Origin of the sequence: Streptomyces sp. NPDC058751 (assembly GCF_042746485.1) — a bacterium.
GTDB lineage: Bacteria > Actinomycetota > Actinomycetes > Streptomycetales > Streptomycetaceae > Streptomyces.
In genome coordinates, this window is the sequence record NZ_JBHYPZ010000029.1 from 46,594 (window position 1) to 68,358 (window position 21,765).

Here is a 21,765-nt window from a genome sequence, read left to right on the forward strand (position 1 = left end):
TGCTGGGGATCTCACCCTACTCGCGGTCCCCCCGGCCCGGCCGCTCCACCGGGGGCCCCGGCAGGACCCTCCGCTCGGGCGCGGCGGCCGGACGGCTCCGGAACCGCGCCCACGCGTAGAGGAAGCCCAGGCAGAAGCCCACGAGGTGGGCCAGGTAGGCGACCCCGGGGCCCGGGGAGCTGCGGCCCGCCGCCAGCCACTGCAGGGCGAACCAGAACGGCAGCACCACCCAGGCCGGGAACCGCAGCGGCAGGAAGAACAGGAACGGGAAGAGACTGGTCACCCGGGCCCTGGGGAACAGGTACAGGAAGGCGCCGAGCACCGCGGAGATCGCCCCGGAGGCCCCGACCAGGGACTGCTGCGAGGTCGCGTTGGCGGCGGCGTAGCCGAGCAGGGCCAGGTACCCGCAGCCCAGGTAGAAGAGGGCGAACTCCAGGTGGCCCATGCGCTCCTCGGTCATCAGCCCGAAGACGTAGAAGAAGAGCATGTTGCCCAGCAGATGGAGCCAGCTCCCGTGGATGAACAGGGCGGTCGCGGGGGTGAGCGCCTCGGCCGGGGCCCCGTCGAACAGGTCGGCCGGCACCACGCCCCAGCGGCGGAAGTACGTCCGCTGCGCCACCAGCAGCTCGTCCCCGGTGCCGTACGCGGGATCGAGGCCCGAGGCCGGACCGATCACGAAGACCAGACAGCACAGGGCGATCAGTCCGTACGTCACCGGCGTCGACCGGCCCCGCAGCGCCCTGCCCGCCCTGACGACCGTTCCGCTCCAATTGCCGATCATGGTGCAGAGCATGACGTAACCGCGTCGATGCGCACATATCGCCTCGCCGCCGTGGACACCCGAGCGTCGAGTACCCGCCAGGCCGTAGGGTTACGAGCCAAGCACCGGGAAACCGGCGCCGGACGGACACTAGAAGGAAAGCGGCTGCCCTATGACAGTTCCCCTGCCCGATGCCAAGACCCGCTGGCGCTGCACCCTGTGCGGCAACCTCACGCGTTTCGACGTGACCCGCTCGTCGAAGGTCGTCGAGTATGTGCACCTGGACCTGGCCGGCGAGCCCAAGGTCGAGGAGCGCGAGGTGGTCAGTGAGACCATCGAGTCGGTGCGGTGCCGTTGGTGCAACGCGGTGGATCAGGTCGAACTCGTGGACAGGCCGGGCGCCGGCTCCTGACGGAGCGGGCCCCGCACGGATATTGGGGTGAACGGATGGTGGAGACCACAGGCGGGGAGCCGGACGACGGCACCGCCGAGGTGCTCGACCGTCCGCTGCCCGACGGTGTGCGCCGACGCGTCGTGCAGATCGTCTCGGACGGCTTCGGCGGGCTGACGGTGTCCGAACTGCCCGCCCAGCTGAGGCAGTACGCCCGGTTCGCCCCGAACCGCCGCGCCAAGTTCGCCGGCAACGCGATGGCGACGGCCCTGGAGACGGACGCGCTGTTCAGACAGCGCATCGCCGAGAAGCTCAGAGAGGCCCAGCCGGAGCTCGTCGGCGCTCTCGACTCGGGCGCGCCGCCCCCGGCCGCGGATCCGCTGGACGTGGCGGCCGCGGCCTATGTCGTGCGGCCCACGGGCTGGGTGAAGCTGGTGACCGCCGCGGGCGAGGAGGCCCTGCGGGCGGACGCCGAGCGCGCGGGCGAGGAGAGCCGCGTCGAGCTCGACCGGCTGCGCGCGGAACTCGCGGAGGCCCGCGGCCAGACGCGCGCCGAGACCGAGCGGCTCCGCGCGGAACTGGAGGCGGCCAGGAAGGAAGCGGAATCGCTTCACCGCAAGCTGCGCGGGGCCCTCAGCGACGTCAAGCGCGGTGAGGCGGCCCTGCGCAAGCTGCAGGCCGAGACGGACGGGGCGAAGGCGGAGAGCCAGGCGCAGGTGTCCGCGGCCGAGAGCGAGACGCGGCGGCTCAAGGCGCGGCTCTCGGAGGCCGAGGCGGCCCTGGAGGCCACCCGCAAGGCGGCCCGCGAGGGGCGCAGCGTCGAGGACATGCGGGTGCGGCTGCTGCTCGACACGGTGCTGGAGGCGGCCCAGGGACTGCGCCGGGAACTGGCGCTGCCTCCCGTCTCCGTGCGGCCCGCGGAGACGGTCGAGGCGGTCGAGCCGGGACGGATGACCCCGAAGGACATCGCGACCCGCGCGCTGTCCGAGAACGACCCCGCGATCCTGGACCAGCTGCTCGCGCTGCCCCAGGCGCACCTGGTCGTCGACGGCTACAACGTCACCAAGACCGGCTATCCCCAGATGCCGCTGGAGAAGCAGCGGCTGCGGCTGCTCGGGCAGCTCTCGCAGCTGGCCGCGCAGACCGGCGCCGAGGTCACCTGTGTCTTCGACGGGGCCGAACTGGCCGCGCCCGTGCTGCTCGCGCCCCCGCGCGGGGTGCGGGTGCTCTTCTCCAAGCCCGGTGTCACGGCGGACGAGCTGATCCGTCAGCTGGTGCGGGCCGAGCCGCCCGGCCGGCCGGTGATCGTCGTCTCGACCGACCGCGAGGTGGCCGACGGGATCGCCAAGGCGGGTGCGCGGCCGGTGGCGTCCGCGGTGCTCCTCAAGCGCTTCACGGGCGGCTGAGCGGCCCCTCGGGCGCGTTCCGCCGTACGCCCTCTTTCCGCGTCCGTCTCCTCCGCGCCCCCTTTCCCGTGCGTCGCTCTCCCCGTGTCCGTTTCCCTTCGGACCTGGGGTTTCGTGTGCGCGGCGATCGGTGGCCTACGTCGCATGGGTCGCTTAAGCGTCATCCGTAACTTCTGTCACTGATGCCCGAATTCGTCGGACCTTCACGCGACGTAGCGTCAAGCGGACATCACTGCAGGTGAGTTGATGGCAAAGAATGCTCTCCGTGACAAAGAATTTTCAGGTTTGGATTTGAACTGATCACAAGTAGGTCACTAGGGTCATGCCTCGAACCTCCAACTCGGGTGATCACTCATGGGGAGTGACGGTGGAGGGGCACCGCCCGTCGGCGTTTTCGGCAGGCGGCTGGAGGAAGAAGGAGCTCGCCTTCGTGGCGTCCCACCGTCGACCCAAGCAGCCGAGCCGCGCCCGTGTGACCGTGCTCACCACCGCCGCCGCTGCCGCTGTTGTCCTCAGCGCGAACGCCGCCAACGCGGCCCCGTCCGAGAAGCCCAGCAAGGACGAGGTCAAGACCAAGGTCGACAAGCTCTACGAAGAGGCCGAGCAGGCCACGGAGAAGTTCAACGGGGCCAAGGAGAAGCAGCAGAAGCTGCAGAAGCAGATCAGCGCTCTCCAGGACAACGTCGCCCGTGGCCAGGAAGAGCTCAACGAGCTGCGTGACGGCCTCGGTTCGATGGCCAGCGCCCAGTACCGCACCGGTGGCATCGACCCCTCCGTGGCGCTCTTCCTCTCCTCCGACCCGGACGACTACCTGGACAAGGCGTCCACGATGGACCAGCTGAGCGCTCAGCAGGTCGAGTCGCTCAAGAAGGTCCAGGAGAAGCAGCGTTCGCTCGCCCAGCAGCGCGCCGAGGCCTCCGCGAAGCTCGAGGACCTCGCCGACACCCGGGCCGAGCTCGCCAAGAAGAAGAAGGAAGTCCAGGCCAAGCTGGGCTCCGCGCAGAAGCTCCTGAACTCCCTGACCGCGCAGGAGAGGCAGAAGCTCGCCGACGAGGAGCAGGAGCGGGCCACCCGCGCCAGCGAGCGTGTCGACCTCGGTGACACCCCGGCCGCCTCGGGCCGCGCCGCCGCCGCGTTCGCCGCCGCCAAGACCAAGCTCGGTACGCCGTACGTCTACGGCGCCACCGGCCCCAGCTCCTTCGACTGCTCGGGCCTCACCTCCTGGGCCTACGCCCAGGCCGGCGTCGGCCTGCCCCGCATATCGCAGGACCAGGCCAACGCCGGTACCCGCATCTACTCGCAGAGCGCCCTGCAGGTCGGCGACCTGGTCATCTTCTACGGCGACCAGCACCACGTCGGCCTCTACGCGGGCAACGGCCAGGTGCTGCACGCCCCGCGCACCGGCACTGTCGTCCGCTACGAGTCGATCGGCAACATGCCCTTCCAGTTCGGCGTCCGGGTCTGATCCGCACGGGCCGGCCGCCGCTCGGCGGCCACCGCCCGTGGCGCCCTCCGCAATTCCGCCCGAACGGGCGAATCGCGACAACTCGCGCTGACCTCACGCCCCGTCGGTGACCTGCGTCTCCGGCGGGGCGTCACTGTGCGTACCCGTGAGGGCCTTTGGCCGGCGCGTGGTCGCGCGGTTACTGTCTGCCGCGTTCCCCCGACGGCGGGGGACCGTCAGCGGAAGGGAGTGCGGTCACCCGTGGGGTTCCATCGCCGCCTTGCACCGACCGGCCTCGACCGGGGCGCCTTCGGCGTCGCCGTCTGCGTGATGTCCGCGGCGACAGCCGCGCTCGGCGCCCTGCCCGCCTCCGCGGCGCCGCAGGACGAGACCCGGGCCGAGGTGGACCGCCTCTACGCCCAGGCGGAGAAGGCCACCGAGGCGTACAACCGGGCCGACGAGCGCGGCGACGCGCTGCGCGAGCAGATCGGCGAGGCGCGGGACGGGATCGCCCGGCAGCAGGACCGCGTCAACACCATGAGGGACGCGCTGGGTTCGCTCGCCGGGGCGCAGTACCGCTCCGGTGGCCTCGACCCCTCCCTCGCGCTGCTCTTCTCGGCCGCCCCGGACGACTATCTCGACCGGGCCTCCGCGCTCGACCGGATCAGCTCCCGCCAGGCCGGCGAACTCAGGAACCTCCGGGCCGCCCTGCGCGACCTCGCCCAGGAACGGGAGGAGGCCGACGGGAAACTCGCCGAACTGGAGCGCAGCCGCAAGGCCGTGGCCCGGAACAAACGGGTCGTCGAGGCCAAACTGGCCAGGGCGCGGCAGTTGCTCGACTCGCTGCCGTACGCCGACCGCGCCGCCTACGGCCGGGCGTCGCGCTCGATCCGCGCCGGCCTGCCCGGCCTCGACGGCTCCGTCGCCCCCTCCTCGCGCGCGGCCGCGGCCGTCGCCGCGGCCCGTTCGGCGCTCGGCCGCCCCTACGTCTGGGGCTCCAACGGGCCCGGCGGCTTCGACTGTTCGGGCCTCATGCAGTGGTCGTACGCGCACGCCGGAGTCGGTCTGCCGCGAACCTCGCAGGCGCAGCGGTACGCAGGACGGCAGGTCCCGCTCTCCCAGGCGCGGCCCGGCGACCTGGTCACCTACCGGTCCGACGCCAGCCACGTCGGGATGTACGTGGGCGACGGCCAGGTGATCCACGCCCCCCACCCGGGCGCCCCGGTGCGCTACGACCCGGTCGGGATGATGCCGATCGCGTCCGTCACCCGCGTCTGACGGGCCCGGTCCCGGTGCCGGGCGGGCGCTTCGGCGGGTGGCGGACGCGGGCACCGTACGATCGGGAGAATGGCCGGTCGAAGGTGTGCGTCGCGGGCGGGGCTCGGTGTGGTCCTGCTGCTCGCCGGGCTCGTCGGCTGCGGAGGCGGGGCGGTGCCGGACACCGCGGCGGCCGACGTGCAGCGGGTCCTCGACCGGCGGGCGGACGCGGTCCTGGACCGGGACGAGGCGGCCTTCCGGGCCACCGGAGCGGCGGCCGGCGCCGGAACGGGCCTCGCGAACCTGCGTGACGTGCCGCTCGCGGCCTGGTCCTACCGCCTGGCCGGACTGAGCCGCTCGGGCGACCGGGCCACCGCCCGCGCCGAACTGCGCTACCGCATCGCGGGTTACGACGCCGCACCCGTCGAGGTGGACCGCACGCTGCGGCTGACCCGCGTCCGCGGAACCTGGCGCGTCACCTCCGACGAGCCGGCGGGCAAGGGCGGCGACCAGCTGTGGGACGAGGGGACCGTGACGGCCGTACGGGGCGAGCGCAGTCTCGTCCTCGGGGTCGGGCAGTCCGGCGAGCGGCTGCGCGCCTTCGCGGGCCTCGCGGACCGTGCGGTGCCGGCCGTGTCGGACGTCTGGGGCGCGGACTGGTCCCGGCACGTCGTCGTCCTCGTGCCGAAGTCGCTGGAGGGGATGGCGGGGCTGCTCGGGGCCCCGGCGTCCGGGTACCGGGGGATCGCGGCGGTGACCACCGGGGAGGCGGGCGGCCCGGCCGGGGCGCCCGCGGACCGCGTCATCGTCAATCCGGACGCGTTCGGCGTCCTCGGCGACCTCGGCAAGCAGGTCGTGCTCACCCACGAGACGACCCACGTCGCCACCCGCGCCCGCACCACGGCCGCCACCCCGCTGTGGCTCTCCGAGGGGTACGCGGACTGGACCGGCTACCGCGGCAGCGGGCGGACGCCCGGACAGGTCGCGCCGGAACTCCGGCGCGCGGTGGCGCAGGGGGACGTCCCGGCCGCGCTGCCCGAGGACGAGGACTTCGGTTTCACCGGGGACTCCGGCGGTCTTGCGCGGGCGTACGAGGGCGGCTGGATGGCCTGCCGGCTGATCGCGGACCGGTGGGGCGAGGTCCGGCTGAACGACTTCTACCGGGCGGTGGGCGGCCACCGGGAGCGGGCGGGGGCGGTCGAGGACGCGCTGAGGGAGGTGCTGCACACGACGCCGGAGCGGTTCGGCGCGCTGTGGCGGCAGTACCTCAGGGACCAGCTCGGCTGACGCCCCGGGGCCGACGGGGCCGATGTCCCGCGGATCGACTCGACCGACGCCCCGCGACCGCCGGGGACACCCCCAGGACCGCCGGGGGCGCCCCTCGGGAACACCGGGGACACCTCTCGGGGCCTCCGGGGCCGCGGCCCACCGGCCGACTCGGTCGGCGCCCGCGGTCGTTCACCCCTCCAGTTTCCCGATGGCCTCCGCGAGCCAGGTCCGCTCCGCCGTGCCGGTCGCCCGCGCCACCCGCAGCATGCCCTGCCGGAACAGGTCGTCGGCCTCCTCCGCGTGCACGGGCCGGCCGTCCTCGTAGAAGAAGCTCGTCGGGGTGTCCAGGAACTCCTGGCGGCGGCGCAGCACCGCGGCCTGCTCGCGGGGGTCGCCGAGGTGGCGCAGGAACGCCAGCAGGGTGTTGAAGCGCACGTGGTCGGTGATCTCGGCCTGTCTGGGGTGGCGCAGCCGCTCCAGGAGGTCGGCGCGGCCCTCGTCGGTGAGCGACAGGATGCGCCGCGGGGCCGCGCCGCTGCCGGGCTCGGTGTGCTGGCCGAGCAGGCCCTTGTCGACGAGGCGGGTGATCGCCGGGTAGAGGGCGCCGTCGCTGACCGGCCGGACGTGGCCGCTGAGCGCCTTGATGCGCTCCTTCAGCTCGTAGCCGTGCAGCGGCTCCTCGTACAGGAAGCCCAGGATCGACAGCTCCAGCATCGGGCCGGCCCTTCCCTCGTGGACGCCCGCGCGGGCGGCGCGTCCGGGGTGGTTGCGGGGTTCACCCACCCATGGTACCTCTTATCGAGCTACCTCTAAACGAGGTAGCTCGTATCGAGGGAGCCTCTGTGAACGCCCACCGCAAGCAGCTCATGGCGCTCGCCCACCCCGTCTACCTCTCGCTGCTCGCCTCCGTCGCCGCCGGGATCATCAACACCGTCTGGGTCTCCCGGCTCGGCGGCGACGCCGTGGCCGCCGTCGCCGTCGCGACGAACACCGAGAACGTGCTGCTCGGCGTCGCCCTGGTCTTCGCCTCCGGCACCACCGTCCTGGTCGCCCATGCCCGGGGCGCCCGCGACCCCGCGGCGGTCCGCGCGGCCGTGCGCGGGGGCTGGGCGCTGTGCGCCGCCGTCACGCCGGTGATCGCCCTGGGCGGCTTCCTGCTGCGCGAGCCGCTGGCCCGGCTGGTCCTCGGCGGCGACGGACGCGCGTCGGCCCTCGCCGTCCAGTACTTCGCGGTCTCCCTGCCCGGCATCGCCGTCTTCTTCGCCCAGAACCTCGTCGACGGCATCCTCAAGGGCGCGGGGGACACCCGTACCCCGATGCGCCTCGCCCTGCTGGCCAACGGCCTGATCCTTGGCCTCGACCCGTTCCTGATCCACGCGTACGGAGTCCAGGGCGCCGCCCTGTCGACCGTGCTGTGCCGCTCGGTGGCCCTCGCCGCGGGACTGCGCGCCCTGCGCCGCAACACCCTGCTGTCGCGGGCGGCCGGCGCGGCACCCGCCGAGACCACCGGCGCCGCCCTGCGCCGCACCCTGGCCACCGGACTGCCCATGTCCGCCGACTTCACGGTGCGCCAGGGCGGAGCCCTGGTCCTGGTCGCGATCGTGGCCCGCCTCGGGACGACGGCCGTGGCGGCCTACGCGATCGCCTACAAGGTCATGTACGTCGCCACCATGGCGTTCTACTCGGTCCGGCAGGCCGCCTCGATCCACACCGCGCACAGCCGCGGCGCCGGCCGTGACGAGCGGGGCGCCATCGGACGGCAGGCCGTCCTCGTCTCGGGCACCGTCGGCCTGCTCGCCGCCGTGCTGCTCGGCGCCCTGGCTCCCTGGATCATGAAGGCCTTCGGCGCCGGTCCCGCGGTCGCCCACGACGGCGTGCTGTTCCTGCGCTGCGTCGGCCCCTACCTGCTGCTGACGGCCTGCCTCATCGCCCTCGGCGGGGTCTTCGAGGGCAGCGGGGGAGCGCCGGTGCTGCTGCGGGTGACGCTGACCGGCACGGCGGTCCAGCTACCGCTGGCCCTCGCCCTGTCCGTACTGGGGCTGCCGGGCATCTGTCTGGCCCTCGCGCTGTCCATGACGGTGCAGTGCGCGGCCCTGTGGCTGTGGACCCGGCGCGACGCGCGCGAGGGGCGTCAGGGGGACGCCAGGGTCTCCTTGGCGCGGGCGGCCTGAGCGGGAAGGCCGGGCTCGGACCGGGAGACCGTCCCGCGCCACAGCACCCGGGCCGCCAGCACCGAGGCGGTCACCAGCAGGCCGTTGCGCAGCACGAGGAGGGTGATCCCGAGGTCCGTGCTGTTGACGACCTCCCCGAACCAGATCGGGAACTCCAGCACCGTCACGAAGCACGCGACCAGCACCAGGAGGGCGGGCAGCGCCATCCGGCTCGCGCGGAAGCACAGGCACACCGCGGCGATCCCGACCAGCCACACCAGGTACTGCGGGCTGATGACCCGGCTCGTGGTGGTGAACATCAGGACGGCGACGAACGCCGCGTCGGCGAGCGTGTGCGACAGGAACCGCTTGGCGCACAGCCGCCACAGGACGAGCCAGCCGAGGGCGAGCCCGGTCAGGACCATGGCGGCCGTGCTCACCGTGTCGACGTGGGGGCCGACGAACTCCACCGAGCCGTAGTTGAGCAGCACCCGCCCGTTCCAGCCGTGGTGCCTGGCCACGTGGAAGACGAGGGCCCCGAGCGATTCCACCTCGGTGCCGCGGTCGCGCTGGAAGGTCAGGAAGGCGAACGGGCCCGGCATCGTCGCGAAGAACAGCGCCGCGATCGAGACCGCCGTCCCCGCCGCCCAGGCCCAGGCCCGGCGGCGCACGGCGCCGAGCAGCAGCAGCACCGGCCAGACCTTCACCATCGCGCCGAAGCCCGTGAGCGCCCCCATCACCCGGGGGTGGCGGGCACCGGCGAGCAGCGCGGCGACCGCGACGGCCGTCACCATCACGTCGTAGCGGGCGTACACGGTCGGTCCGAGCAGCGGAACCCCGGCCGTCCACACCCAGGCGCCGCGCACGCTCCTGCCCGGGCGCGAACCCGCGTACAGGAGCAGTCCGAAGACCACCAGGTCGGCGACGAAGGCCAGCACGAAGAAGGCGTGCGCGTAGTCGAGGAAGGGCAGCAGGGCGGGGGAGAGGATCGCGAGGGAGGCGGCCGGAGGGTACTGCCAGGTGACGTCGCGCAGCGGGAAACGGCCGTCCTGCAGGACCTCGTACCAGCCGTGGTAGATCACGGAGACGTCGCTGGTGACGTCCGGACCGGGGAAGACGTAGACCTTGGCCACGAAGAGCAGCAGCGCGAGCCTGGTCAGGCCCCAGATCCCCAGCAGCGCGGCCAGGCCGAAGGGGAATCTCACGCTCCGTGCCCCGGTCATGCCCACCTGGCTCTCATCGTCCGGAATCCGTGTGCCCCGCCGCCGCGCTCCTCGCGGGCCCAGGGTGACGCACCGGTCTGTGTACGAGCCGTCGAGCGCGGCCGTGCCGAGCTGTGAGTATAGGTTCGATAGTGTCGAACACGATGCACAAGACCCTGATCGTGACGAACGACTTCCCGCCCCGCCCCGGCGGTATCCAGGCCTTTCTGCACAACATGGCACTGCGCCTGGACCCCGGCCGGCTCGTCGTCTACGCCTCGACCTGGAAGCGCGGTCGCGAGGGCGCCGAGGCGACCGCCGCGTTCGACGCCGAGCAGCCCTTCACCGTCGTACGGGACCGCACGACCATGCTGCTTCCCACGCCGGGCGCCACCCGGCGGGCGGTCGGCCTGCTGCGTGAACACGGCTGTACGTCGGTGTGGTTCGGGGCGGCGGCACCGCTCGGCCTGATGGCGCCGGCCCTGCGCAGAGCGGGCGCGACGCGTCTCGTGGCGACCACGCACGGCCACGAGGCCGGCTGGGCCCAGCTGCCCGCCGCCCGGACGCTGCTGCGCCGGATCGGCGAGTCCACCGACACGATCACCTACCTCGGGGAGTACACGCGCTCGCGGATCGCCTCCGCGCTGACCCCCGAGGCGGCGGCGCGCATGGTGCAGCTGCCGCCCGGCGTCGACGAGCGGACCTTCCACCCCGGTTCGGGCGGCGACGAGGTCAGGGCCCGGCTCGGCCTCACCGACCGGCCCGTCGTCGTCTGCGTCTCCCGTCTGGTCCCGCGCAAGGGCCAGGACACCCTCGTGCTCGCGATGCCGCGGATCCTGGCCAAGGAGCCGGACGCGGTGCTGCTGATCGTCGGCGGCGGACCCTACGAGAAGGACCTGCGCACGCTGGCCGCGGAAACCGGAGTGGCCGGCTCGGTCCGGTTCACCGGGGCGGTGCCCTGGTCGGAACTGCCCGCGCACTACGGGGCCGGCGACGTGTTCGCGATGCCGTGCCGGACGCGCAGGGGCGGGCTCGACGTCGAGGGGCTCGGCATCGTCTACCTGGAGGCCTCGGCGACGGGCCTTCCCGTGGTGGCCGGCGACTCGGGGGGAGCGCCCGACGCCGTGCTCGACGGCGAGACGGGCTGGGTCGTGCGCGGCGGCTCGGCCGAGGACGCCGCCGACCGCATCGTCACCCTGCTCGGCGACCCCGAACTCCGCCGCCGCATGGGCGAACGCGGCCGGGCCTGGGTCGAGGAGAAATGGCGCTGGGACCTCCTGGCCGAGCGGCTGCGCGAGCTGCTCTAGCGCCACCGGGTCCGCCCACCGGGATGCCCCTGGCTGTCCATCGGCGTCTGCGGGCCGCCCTGGGTTGCTCGCGCAGTTCCCCGCGCCCCTGGACGGCCGCCCTGCGGGCGCCCGCCAGGGACGCGAGCGACCACGACGAGCCCCGTCAGAGGGGCGCGAGGAACCGCGTGAGCGACCACGACGAGCCCCGTCAGGGGCGCGGGGAACTGCGCGAACGGCCACGACTTACCTCCCGCCCGGGACGGCGACTCCCCCCACGGCGGAAGCCGGAACCCCCCACCCGGCGAACGAGGCAAACGGCCCCCAGGGACGGAAACGGCTCGGCCCCCTCCACCTGAGGGGGCCGAGCCGTGTTGTTCCCGGCCGGGGTGGAACCCGGTCGCTCGGGCATCAGCCCCGATAAAGTGCCTCGATCTCGTTCGCGTAGTCCTTCGCCACCACGTTCCGCTTCAGCTTCAGCGACGGCGTCAGGTGCCCCGACTCCTCGGTGAACTGGTGCGCGAGGACACGGAACTTGCGGACCGACTCGGCCTTGGACACCGCCGCGTTGCCGTCGTCGATCGCGTGCTGGACGGCGGCGAGCAGGTCCGCGTCCTCGCTCAGGGACGCGGCGGTCGAACCGGCCGGCTTCCCGTGCTCCTGGGCCCAGCGGGTCAGGAACTCCTCGTCGATCGTGACGAGCGCGCCGACGAACGGCCGCCCGTCGCCGACGACCATGCACTCCGCGACCAGCGCGTGGGCACGGATGCGGTCCTCTATCACCGCCGGGGCGACGTTCTTGCCGCCCGCCGTGACGATGATCTCCTTCTTGCGGCCGGTGATACGGAGGTAGCCGTCCTCGTCGAGGGTGCCGATGTCACCGGTGTGGAACCAGCCGTCGGCGAGCGCCTCGGCGGTCGCGGCCTCGTTGTTCCAGTACTCCTTGAACAGGTGCTCGCCGTGCAGCAGCACCTCGCCGTCGTCGGCGATGCGGACCACCGAGCCGGGCAGCGGCTGACCGACCGTGCCGATCTTCGTGCGGTCCCACGGGTTGAAGGCCGTGGCCGCGCAGGACTCGGTCAGGCCGTAGCCCTCGAGGACCGTGAAGCCGATACCGCGGAAGAAGTGGCCGAGCCGCTCGCCCAGCGGGGCACCGCCCGAGATCGCGTACTCGCCGCGCCCGCCGAGCACCGCGCGCAGCTTGCTGTAGACGAGCTTGTCGAAGACCTTGTACTTGATCTTCAGGCCGAACGACGGCCCCGAGGGGGTGTCCAGCGCGCGGCTGTACGCGATCGCCGTGTCCGCGGCCTTGTCGAAGATCTTGCCCTTGCCGTCCGCCTGGGCCTTGGCGCGCGCCGAGTTGTAGACCTTCTCGAAGACGCGCGGCACACCGAGGATCAGCGTCGGCCGGAACGCGGCCAGCTCGTCGGTGAGGTTCTTGATGTCCGGGACGCAGCCCAGCTTGATCGGCGCGATCATCGGCGCGATCTGCACGAGCCGCCCGAAGACGTGCGCGAGCGGGAGGAAGAGCAGGACGGAGCACTCGCCGGTGCGGAACAGCGGGCGCAGCCGCTCCACGATGTTGCCGCACTCCGCGAAGAAGGAACGGTGGGTCAGGACACAGCCCTTGGGGCGGCCGGTCGTCCCGGAGGTGTAGACGATGGTCGCCGGGTCGTCCGCCTTGGCGAGCGAGCTGCGCTCCTCGACGGTCTCGTCGCTGACGTCCGCGCCCAGGCGCCCCAGCTCCTCGACACCGCCGGCCTCGATCTGCCAGACGTGTTCGAGGGCGGGCAGCCGGTCGCGCACCGACTCCACGGAGGCCGCGTGCGCGGGCAGTTCCACGATGCAGGCCCGCGCGCCCGAGTCGCCGAGGATCCACTGCACCTGCTCGGGGGAGCTGGTCTCGTACACCGGCACGGTGACGGCGCCGGCGCTCCAGATCGCGAAGTCGAGCAGCGTCCACTCGTAGCGGGTACGGGACATCAGAGCGACCCGGTCGCCGGGCTGCACGCCCGAGGCGATCAGGCCCTTGGCCGCCGCCCGCACCTCGGCGAGGAAGGCGGTGGCGCTCATGTCCGTCCAGGTGCCGTCCACCTTGCGGGCGATCACGGCCACGTCGGGATGCTGCGCGGCGTTTCTGCGGACGATGTCGGTGAGATTTCCGTCCGCAGGGACCTCGTACAAAGCCGGAAGGCTGAACTCGCGCAAGACTGCTGCTCCTCATAGGGCGCCGACGCCACGACTCTGTGTGATGCGACGATGCGGTCCAAGGCTCGGGCAAGTACTCAAGAGATCACATGTTGAAATCCCGAGTACGACTGGACTGCCCGGACGTTACCCGCCGGTATGGCGTCTTCGACAGGGGGGCCCGGCGAGATGTTCCATGCGTCACACGTGGTGGCGTTCCTGCGCGCACAGTAGTCCACGCCCTTCCGCGGGTGCCAGTAATCGCAGGTCCGGCCCCCTCTGTTCACGTTTGGCGCACCCGCCTACGCTTGATCGGCATGGCATCCACACCCGTCGGCCGTCGAAGGACGCGCGTTCATGTGGTCAGCGACGTGCACGGCAACGCCCGCGACCTGGCCCGGGCCGGCGACGGCGCCGACGCCCTGGTCTGCCTCGGTGACCTGGTCCTCTTCCTCGACTACACCGACCACGCGCGGGGCATCTTCCCGGACCTCTTCGGCGTGGAGAACGCCGACCGCATCGTCGAGCTGCGCACCGCCCGCCGCTTCGAGGAGGCGCGCGCGTTCGGTGCCCGGCTGTGGGCGGGCGTCGACGGCGACCGGGTCGCGGTGATCGAGAGGGCTGTGCGCAAGCAGTACGCCGAACTGTTCGCCGCGTTCCCGGCGCCGACGTACGCGACGTACGGCAATGTCGACATGCCGGCCCTGTGGCCGGAGTACGCGGGACCGGGCACCACCGTCCTCGACGGCGAGCGGGTCGAGATCGGGGGCCGCGTCTTCGGCTTCGTCGGCGGGGGGCTGCGGACACCGATGCGGACGCCGTACGAGATCAGCGACGAGGAGTACGCGGCCAAGATCGAGGCGGTCGGCGAGGTCGACGTGCTGTGCACGCACATTCCGCCGGAGGTGCCGGAGCTCGTCTACGACACGGTGGCGCGCCGCTTCGAGCGCGGCTCCCGCGCACTGCTGGACGCGATCCGGCGCACGCGCCCCCGGTACGCGCTCTTCGGCCACGTCCATCAGCCGCTGGTCCGCCGGATGCGCGTGGGGGCGACGGAATGCGTGAATGTGGGGCACTTCGCGGGGTCGGGCCGCCCCTGGGTGCTGGAGTGGTGACGCGCTGACGGCGCGGAAGGCCAGGTGGGGTGACGGCGCGCGCGGCAGTGCGCGGTAGCCTTCACGCTGCACACACGTGCGCACCACCCTCCCTCACCGGACCGCATCTGGAGGAGCCACCGCGATGGCGGAACACACCAGTTCGAGCATCACGATCCAGGCGGCACCGGCTGACGTCATGGCGGTGATCGCCGACTTCGCCCGCTACCCGGACTGGACGGGCGAGGTGAAGGAGGCGGAGGTCCTCAAGTCGGACGAGCTCGGGCGCGCCGAGCAGGTCCGTCTCGTGATGGACGCCGGCGCCATCAAGGACGACCAGACCCTCGGCTACACCTGGACCGGTGACCACGAGGTCTCCTGGACCCTGGTCAAGTCCCAGATGCTCCGTTCGCTGGACGGGTCGTACCTGCTGAAGCCGGCGGGCGAGGGCGTCACCGAGGTCACCTACCGGCTGACCGTCGACGTCAAGATCCCCATGCTCGGCATGATCAAGCGCAAGGCCGAGAAGGTCATCATCGACCGAGCCCTGGCAGGCCTGAAGAAGCGAGTCGAGGAAACCGCCTAGGTTTCTTCGCCCCCTCCGCCCCTGCCCTTCCCGTACCGGGGGGCGCTGCCCCCGGCCCCCCGCTCCTCAAACGCCGGAGGGGCTGGATCTTCCCGGCCGGGGCTGAAAATTTCTCCGGCCGGGGCTGAGGAATCGCGCCCGCGAGGGGCTGCGCCCAAGCCGTCACGCACCCGCGGCGGACGAGCGGACCCACGACGCATCCGCACCCGGGATCCGGCGGGAGGGGCCGTGCCGGTACATCGATGCCCGTCGCCACCGACGGCCACATCTCCGTCCGACGGCGACGGGCTGATGCACCGGCACGGCCCCGACCCACCCACCGGCCGAACCCGCGACGTCGGCGCAGCCCCCCGCACCGGTAGCGTTCACCCTCATGCGCACCATCCTGATCACCGGCCAAGGCGGCACAGGCCGTACCACCGTCGCCGCGGCCACCGCGCTGCAGGCCGCCCGTGAGGGCACCCGCACCCTGGTGCTCACCGCCGACCGCACCGACACCCTCGGTGCCGTCCTCGGCGTCCCCACCGGCCCCGCCCCTGTGGAGGCCGCCCCCGGCCTCACCGCCTGGCGCCCCGACGCGGCCGCCCGCTTCCGCGACGACCTCACCGCCTTCCAGCGGCGCGCCACCACCGCCCTCGACCTCCTCGGCGCCTCCCGCCTGGAAGCCGAGGAGGTCACCCCGCTCCCCGGCGCCGAGGAACTCGCCCTGCTGCGCGCCCTGCGCGACGCCGCGCTGTCGGAGACGTACGGCCTGCTCGTCGTGGACCTGCCCCCGGCCCCCCAGGCCCTCGCCCTCCTCGCCCTGCCCGAGGAACTCCGCCGCTATCTGCGCCGCCTGCTCCCGCCGGAGCGCCAGGCGGCCCGGGCCCTGCGCCCGGTCCTCGGTCGGCTCGCGGGCGTGCCGATGCCCGCCGAGTGGCTGTACGAGACCGCGGGGCGCTGGGACGTCGAGCTGGCCGCCGTGCAGGGCGTGGTCGAGGACCGCGCCACGACCGTACGGCTGGTCGCCGAGCCCGGACCCGCCGGCGCCGACGCCGTCCGCACCGCCGCCACCGCCCTCGCCCTGCGCGGCCTGCCCGTCGACGGCCTCGTCGCGAACCGGGTGCTGCCCGGGGCCACCGACGACACCTGGCTCGGAGCCCTCGCGGCCCAGCAGCGCAAGGCCCTGGAGGAGTGGCGGGAGACGTACGAGGTCCACGAGGTCCCGCACCGCGGCCACGACCCGCGCGGCGCCGAGGACCTCGCCGCGCTTCCCGTGCCCGGCGTCAACACCGCGCCCACCCCTGTCGAGTGGCCCGTCACCGACCGTCTCGCCGAGGACGGCGTGCTCGTCTGGCACATCCCGCTGCCCGGCGCGATACGCGACGAACTCGACCTGATCCGGCGGGGCGACGAACTGGTCGTGACCGTCGGCCAGTTCCACAGGATCGTCCCGCTCCCGTCCGCGCTGCGCCGCTGCACGGTGGCCGGAGCCGCGCTGCGCGAGGGCGAGCTGCGCGTCCGTTTCACGCCGGACCCCGGGCTGTGGCCGCGCGAGAAGTGACCGCGCCGCCGCCGGGGGCACCCGGCACGGTGAACGGGGTACCCCCGTTCGGGTAACGTCGAGAGCAAGGAAAACACAGGCAGGAGTGCCGCCATGAGCGAAGAGCGACCACCGTCCGACGCCGCTCAGGAGGAGACGGCCGACGAGGTGCGTGTCGGGGAAGCGCGCGTCACCGACGACGACGCGTGGGCGACGGCCTGCGCGGAGGACCTCGCCGAGGAGAAGGCCCGCCGCCGCGCCCAGCACGGCCCGCCGCCCGGCTCGGCCGCCGAGGAACTGCGCAGACTCGTCGACGCCGTCGCCGACAAGCTCTCCGGGCTCCAGTCGCCGCTGTTCGGCGCGGCCGCCTCCGGCACCGCCCAGCAGATGGTCAACCAGGTCGTGCAGCAGGCCAGGGCCGCCGTGGAACCGGTGCTGGAGCGCAACCCCGAGGTCTTCGACCACCTCGCCGCCGCGGGCTCGGAACTCCTCGCCGCCTACCGCTCGGCAGTCGAGAACCAGGAGCGCCGCTGGACCACTCGGGGCACGGGATCCCGTGACGACGAGTCCGGTCCGGGCGAGCACATCGACTTGGACTAATCGCCCCCTCGGGTACGGTTGGCCGTAGCGGGGCTCGACCGAAACTGAGGGATTCATGGGACTCACCATCGGCGTCGACATCGGCGGCACGAAGATCGCGGCCGGTGTGGTCGACGAGGAAGGCAATATCCTCTCGACGCACAAGGTGCCGACCCCGGGCACGCCGCAGGCCATCGTGGACGCCATCGCCTCGGCCGTGGAGGGCGCGCGCTCCGGTCACGACATCGTCGGTGTCGGCATCGGTGCCGCCGGATACGTGAACCGCCAGCGTTCGACGGTCTACTTCGCGCCGAACATCGACTGGCGCAACGAACCGCTCAAGGCCGAGGTCGAGCGGCGTGTGGGCCTGCCGGTCGTCGTGGAGAACGACGCGAACGCGGCCGCCTGGGGCGAGTACAAGTTCGGTGCGGGCAAGGGCCACCGCAACGTCATCTGCATCACCCTGGGCACGGGTCTCGGCGGCGGCATCATCATCGGCAACAAGCTGCGCCGCGGGCACTTCGGCGTGGCCGCCGAATTCGGCCACATCCGGATGGTGCCGGACGGACTGCTGTGCGGCTGCGGTTCGCAGGGCTGCTGGGAGCAGTACGCGTCCGGGCGCGCCCTCGTCCGTTACGCCAAGCAGCGGGCCAACGCGACCCCGGAGGCGGCGGAGGTCCTCCTGGGTCTCGGCGACGGCACCCCCGACGGCATCGAGGGCAAGCACATCTCCATGGCCGCCCGGCAGGGCGACCACGTAGCGGTGGACTCCTACCGCGAGCTGGCGCGCTGGGCCGGCGCGGGCCTGGCCGACCTCGCCTCGCTCTTCGACCCGTCCGCCTTCATCGTCGGCGGCGGTCTCTCGGACGAGGGCGAGCTGGTCCTCGACCCGATCCGCAAGTCGTACAAGCGCTGGCTGGTCGGCGGCAACTGGCGTCCGGTCGCCGAGGTCATCGCCGCCCAGCTGGGCAACAAGGCCGGTCTCGTCGGAGCGGCGGACCTGGCCCGGGAGCCCGACCCGATCATGTAGGTCCACCCGCCGTGCACGGCAGCGCCCGCCGCCCCTTCCCGGGACGGCGGGCGCCGCCGTGTGGGCCGCACCCCTCCCCGGGACGGCGGGCGCCCCCGCGTGCCGACGCGCCTCCACGGGCTCGCCCCTCACCCGATCGGGGGCTTCCCCGGGGCGGCGGGAGCACCGCGCCGCCTGCCCGGCACCGCCCGGAGACGGGCCACGCCGGTGCGGGCCATGTGGTTCTTCGGCCCTTCCCGCGGGCCCCCTGCGCGTATCTTGAGCGCCATGCCGACCAGCTCTCCCGCCAGTCCGCTGTCCGTTTCCCGCACCGAGCCCGACGGCTCGGCCGTCATCCGTGTGCTCAGCTACAACATCCGCTCGATGCGCGACGACACCGCCGCGCTCGCCCGGGTGATCAGCGCCTGCGCACCGGACCTCGTACTGGTCCAGGAGGCGCCGCGCTTCTTCCGCTGGCGCAAGAAGCTCGCGCGTCTCGCAGCCGCCTCCGACCTCGTCATCCTGTCCGGCGGCGCCACCGCCTCCGGGCCCGCGCTGCTGTGCACCCTGCGGGCCACCGTGGAGCGCACCGAGGACGTCCTGCTCCCGCTCACCCCGGGGCTGCACCGGCGGGGCTTCGCCACGGCGGTCGTGCGGTTCGGGGGCGCCCGGCTCGGCGTGCTGAGCTGCCACCTGTCGCTCCAGAAGGACGAGCGCTACGAGCAGAGCGGCATGCTCCTCGACCGTCTCGCCGACCTCGGCACCCCGCACGCCGTCGCGGGCGGCGACCTCAACGAGCAGCCCGCGGGACCGGCGTTCCGCCGTCTGGCGGGTGCGCTCCAGGACGGCTGGGCCACCCGCCCCTGGGGCGGTGAGCACACCTGGACGTTCGCGGGGCCCGACCGGCGCATCGACGCCGTCTTCGCCACGCCCGGCGTCGAGGTCCTCGGCTGCGGGGTGCCGCTCGGCCTCCCCGGGGTGAGCGAAGCGGACCTGAGGACGGCCACGGACCACCTGCCCGTACTGGCCGCCCTCAGAGTGCCCGCGTCCTAGCCCACGGCCCGACCCCCGCCGGAGCGCACCGGACCCCTGGAACCCCGCCCGGGGTCAGACCACCGCGCCGCGTCCCGGATCGTCGTGGTCCTCGTCGTCGTCCTTCATGCGCGTCACCAGCGTGGCGAAGCCGCCGAGGAAACCGCCGATGCCGAGCGTGGTCAGCCACCAGGTCATGTCCCAGCCGAGCAGGACGGCCAGCAGGAGCAGGGCGGGGCCGCCGAGCACGCCGAGCCAGGCGAACTTGGCGGTCGTGTCCGCGGCGGGCAGCGGGGGAGGCTCGGGCGGGACGAAGTGGCCCTCGTCGTCCTCGTCGAAGTCGTCCTCGGACGGTTCGGGAGCGTGGTAGTCCCGCGGACCGCCGACGCCCGGAGCGAAGGAGACGGAGCTGCCGAGCGGCTTGACGGGGGAGGGCTTGTCGCCGGAGGAGGCCTCCGGCTCGGTCCCCGATCCCGGAGCCGGGGCCTCGCCGCCCGGGTCGGTGCCGTCCCCGGCGCTCCCGCCGCCGGGCCCGGCGGCGGTGTCGGGGCCGGGCTCGGGGAGCGCCAGGTCCTCGATCGGCCGGAACGGCCGGGAGCCGGGCGGGTCCGGCGGCTCCTCGCCGTACCCCTCGACGATCGACTTCCAGGCGGCCTCCTCGTCGAAGGGCACGCCCTGCTCCTCGCCGGCCGGCTTCCCGCGGGCGTCGCCGGACGGCTCTTCGGCCAGGTCCCCGGCGGACCCGCCGAGCGCGTCGCCGAGCCCCTCGCCGCGAGCCCCGTCGAGCGGCTCGCCGACCGGTACGCCCTTCTCCTCGAAATCGCCGCGGTCCGCGTCGTGCTCAGCCACCGGCTGTCGTCCCTTCCTGTCGGCCCACCCGGCCGGCGTCGGCCTCCCCGCCGGCACCGGGTGCGATCCGGGTGACGAAGGAGTGGCTCTCCTCGAAGATCCGGTCCGCGTCGTGGTCCAACGTCGCGACGTGGTAACTCTGTTCCAGCACGATCTCCGTCACGTCCACGGAGGACACCCGGCCGAGGACGCGCGCCGAGTCGGCGGGCGGGACCACATGGTCCTGCAGGCTGTGCAGCAGCAGGAGCGGCTGGGTGACCTGCGGCAGCTCCGCGTCCACGATCCCGCACAGCCGGTGCATCGAGTACGCCGCGTGCAGCGGCACCCGGCCGTAGCCGATCTCCTCGGAGCCCTCCTTCGCGATGTCGCTCGCGATGCCCTTCGCCGAAGGAACGAGGTGCCGCAGGACCGGCAGCAGGCGCGCGGTGGCGCCGTGCACCTTGTTCAGCGGGTTGACGACCACGACGCCGGCGACCCCGTCGCCGTGCCTGGCCGCGAGCCGCAGGGCCAGCGCGCCGCCCATCGAGAGCCCGAAGACGAAGACCCGCGAGCACTTCCCGCGCAGCGCGCGCAGTTCGCGGTCGACCTCCGCGTACCAGTCCTGCCAGCCGGTGAGCTGCATGTCCTCCCAGCGGGTGCCGTGTCCGGGCAGCAGGGGCAGCGCGACGGTCAGACCGCGTTCGGCGAGATACTCGGCCCAGGGGCGCAGCGACTGCGGGGAGCCGGTGAAACCGTGGCAGAGAAGGACGCCGACCTCTCCGCCCTCGTGGCGGAACGGCTCGGCTCCAGGAAGGACCGGCACCTCGGTCTCCTGTTCATGAGTGGGACGGAAAACGACTCCGGGTGTGCTTCACCGTACGCGACCGTACTGACACCGACCAGGGTCGTCGGGTCCTTCGACGCCGCTCCGGGTTAAGGTCTGATCCACGACACAGGAGGCACGCGGGTGATCTACGGCGCAATGAAGTTTTCCATCGGAGGGCCCCTGAAGCTCGCCTTCAGGCCCTGGGTGGAAGGCCTCGAGAACATCCCCGCCGAGGGCCCGGCGATCCTGGCGAGCAATCACCTCTCGTTCTCGGACTCCTTCTTCCTGCCCGCGGTCCTCGAACGCAAGGTGACCTTCATCGCGAAGGCCGAGTACTTCACGACGCCGGGCCTCAAGGGCCGGATGACGGCCGCCTTCTTCAAGGGCGTCGGCCAGCTCCCGGTGGACCGTTCCGGCGCGCGCGGCGCGGGAGAGGCCGCCATCAAGAGCGGCATCGAGGTGATCGAGCGCGGTGAGCTGTTCGGCATCTACCCGGAGGGCACGCGCTCGCCCGACGGCCGCCTCTACCGCGGCAAGCCCGGCGGTCTCGCGCGCGTGGCCCTCGCCACCGGCGCGCCCGTCATCCCCGTGGCGATGATCGACACGGAGAAGATCCAGCCCCCGGGGAAGCTGATGCCCAAGCTGATGCGTCCGGGCATCCGCATCGGCGAGCCGCTGGACTTCAGCCGGTACCACGGCATGGAGCACGACCGGTTCGTGCTCCGCGCGGTGACCGACGAGGTCATGTACGAGATCATGAAGCTGTCCGGCCAGGAGTACGTCGACATGTACGCGACGGCCGCCAAGCGGCAGATCGCGGAGGCGGCGAAGGCCGGGAAGGACGCCGAGAAGGCGGCCAGGGCGGCGGCCGTCCCGGCGGAGGAGCCGGCCGGCACGCAACGCTCCGGCTCCCGGGAGCGTCCGTAGGGACGTCGGC

The 21,765-nt window shown here is 72.9% G+C and carries 20 protein-coding genes; 14 read left to right on the top strand and 6 right to left on the bottom strand.

Going from position 1 to position 21,765, the window contains the following annotated elements:
* Positions 1-16: 16 nt before the first annotated feature.
* The gene (locus ACFW6B_RS25505; protein WP_386599113.1) at positions 17-781 is read right to left on the bottom strand and encodes a rhomboid family intramembrane serine protease; all 765 of its coding nucleotides are present in this window, start codon (positions 779-781) and stop codon (positions 17-19) included.
* Positions 782-932: 151 nt separating this feature from the next.
* Here ACFW6B_RS25505 and ACFW6B_RS25510 point away from each other — a divergent pair, with 151 nt between their 5' ends.
* From ACFW6B_RS25510 to ACFW6B_RS25530, 5 genes are all read left to right on the top strand, one after another.
* Complete coding sequence (locus ACFW6B_RS25510) at positions 933-1,172, top strand: hypothetical protein (protein ID WP_037624014.1); 240 nt, start codon at positions 933-935, stop codon at positions 1,170-1,172.
* Positions 1,173-1,207: 35 nt separating this feature from the next.
* Positions 1,208-2,557, top strand: a complete 1,350-nt coding sequence (locus ACFW6B_RS25515; protein ID WP_386599116.1) for an NYN domain-containing protein — start codon at positions 1,208-1,210, stop codon at positions 2,555-2,557.
* Positions 2,558-2,987: 430 nt separating this feature from the next.
* Complete coding sequence (locus tag ACFW6B_RS25520; protein WP_386599118.1) at positions 2,988-4,022, top strand: NlpC/P60 family protein; 1,035 nt, start codon at positions 2,988-2,990, stop codon at positions 4,020-4,022.
* Between the two features lie 240 nt (positions 4,023-4,262).
* Positions 4,263-5,279, top strand: a complete 1,017-nt coding sequence (locus tag ACFW6B_RS25525) for an NlpC/P60 family protein (protein WP_386599120.1) — start codon at positions 4,263-4,265, stop codon at positions 5,277-5,279.
* 69 nt (positions 5,280-5,348) lie between these two features.
* On the top strand, positions 5,349-6,545 hold the full coding sequence (locus ACFW6B_RS25530) for a hypothetical protein (RefSeq protein ID WP_386599122.1): 1,197 nt from the start codon (positions 5,349-5,351) through the stop codon (positions 6,543-6,545).
* A 171-nt stretch (positions 6,546-6,716) separates the two neighbouring features.
* On the opposite strand, the gene ACFW6B_RS25535 is transcribed toward ACFW6B_RS25530, so the two are convergent.
* Positions 6,717-7,241, bottom strand: a complete 525-nt coding sequence (locus tag ACFW6B_RS25535; RefSeq protein ID WP_386599236.1) for a PadR family transcriptional regulator — start codon at positions 7,239-7,241, stop codon at positions 6,717-6,719.
* Between the two features lie 128 nt (positions 7,242-7,369).
* Here ACFW6B_RS25535 and ACFW6B_RS25540 point away from each other — a divergent pair, with 128 nt between their 5' ends.
* Positions 7,370-8,698 (top strand): MATE family efflux transporter, encoded by a 1,329-nt coding sequence (locus tag ACFW6B_RS25540; protein WP_386599124.1) that lies wholly within the window; start codon positions 7,370-7,372, stop codon positions 8,696-8,698.
* On the opposite strand, the gene ACFW6B_RS25545 is transcribed toward ACFW6B_RS25540, so the two are convergent.
* On the bottom strand, positions 8,659-9,900 hold the full coding sequence (locus tag ACFW6B_RS25545) for a glycosyltransferase 87 family protein (protein ID WP_386599127.1): 1,242 nt from the start codon (positions 9,898-9,900) through the stop codon (positions 8,659-8,661). The genes ACFW6B_RS25540 and ACFW6B_RS25545 overlap by 40 nt on opposite strands.
* Before the next feature lie 143 nt (positions 9,901-10,043).
* Between ACFW6B_RS25545 and ACFW6B_RS25550 the strand changes: the two genes are divergently transcribed.
* Complete coding sequence (locus ACFW6B_RS25550; protein ID WP_386599129.1) at positions 10,044-11,186, top strand: glycosyltransferase family 4 protein; 1,143 nt, start codon at positions 10,044-10,046, stop codon at positions 11,184-11,186.
* Between the two features lie 390 nt (positions 11,187-11,576).
* Here ACFW6B_RS25550 and ACFW6B_RS25555 read toward each other — a convergent pair whose 3' ends face one another.
* Positions 11,577-13,373, bottom strand: a complete 1,797-nt coding sequence (locus tag ACFW6B_RS25555) for an AMP-dependent synthetase/ligase (RefSeq protein WP_386599131.1) — start codon at positions 13,371-13,373, stop codon at positions 11,577-11,579.
* 338 nt (positions 13,374-13,711) lie between these two features.
* Here ACFW6B_RS25555 and ACFW6B_RS25560 point away from each other — a divergent pair, with 338 nt between their 5' ends.
* The 6 genes from ACFW6B_RS25560 to ACFW6B_RS25585 all read left to right on the top strand — a co-directional run bounded on the left by ACFW6B_RS25560 (position 13,712) and on the right by ACFW6B_RS25585 (position 19,195).
* Entirely contained in the window at positions 13,712-14,467 is a 756-nt protein-coding gene (locus ACFW6B_RS25560) for a metallophosphoesterase (protein ID WP_386599238.1), read from the top strand.
* A 124-nt stretch (positions 14,468-14,591) separates the two neighbouring features.
* Positions 14,592-15,032, top strand: coding sequence for an SRPBCC family protein (locus ACFW6B_RS25565; protein WP_386599133.1), 441 nt, complete (start codon positions 14,592-14,594; stop codon positions 15,030-15,032).
* Positions 15,033-15,405: 373 nt separating this feature from the next.
* Positions 15,406-16,575, top strand: coding sequence for an ArsA family ATPase (locus tag ACFW6B_RS25570; RefSeq protein WP_386599135.1), 1,170 nt, complete (start codon positions 15,406-15,408; stop codon positions 16,573-16,575).
* 93 nt (positions 16,576-16,668) lie between these two features.
* A complete protein-coding gene (locus ACFW6B_RS25575; RefSeq protein ID WP_386599136.1) occupies positions 16,669-17,154 on the top strand; it encodes a DUF5304 domain-containing protein in 486 nt (161 codons plus the stop codon).
* Positions 17,155-17,209: 55 nt separating this feature from the next.
* Entirely contained in the window at positions 17,210-18,163 is a 954-nt protein-coding gene (locus ACFW6B_RS25580; protein ID WP_386599138.1) for an ROK family glucokinase, read from the top strand.
* Positions 18,164-18,430: 267 nt separating this feature from the next.
* Positions 18,431-19,195 (top strand): endonuclease/exonuclease/phosphatase family protein, encoded by a 765-nt coding sequence (locus ACFW6B_RS25585; RefSeq protein WP_386599140.1) that lies wholly within the window; start codon positions 18,431-18,433, stop codon positions 19,193-19,195.
* 54 nt (positions 19,196-19,249) lie between these two features.
* On the opposite strand, the gene ACFW6B_RS25590 is transcribed toward ACFW6B_RS25585, so the two are convergent.
* On the bottom strand, positions 19,250-20,023 hold the full coding sequence (locus tag ACFW6B_RS25590) for a hypothetical protein (protein ID WP_386599142.1): 774 nt from the start codon (positions 20,021-20,023) through the stop codon (positions 19,250-19,252).
* Positions 20,016-20,825: an alpha/beta hydrolase gene (locus ACFW6B_RS25595; protein ID WP_386599144.1), complete on the bottom strand. Its 810-nt coding sequence runs from the start codon at positions 20,823-20,825 to the stop codon at positions 20,016-20,018. The genes ACFW6B_RS25590 and ACFW6B_RS25595 overlap by 8 nt, the downstream gene beginning before the upstream one ends.
* A 159-nt stretch (positions 20,826-20,984) precedes the next feature.
* On the opposite strand from ACFW6B_RS25595, the gene ACFW6B_RS25600 reads away from it, so the two are divergent.
* Positions 20,985-21,755, top strand: coding sequence for a lysophospholipid acyltransferase family protein (locus ACFW6B_RS25600; RefSeq protein WP_386599147.1), 771 nt, complete (start codon positions 20,985-20,987; stop codon positions 21,753-21,755).
* The last annotated feature ends 10 nt before the right edge of the window (positions 21,756-21,765 follow it).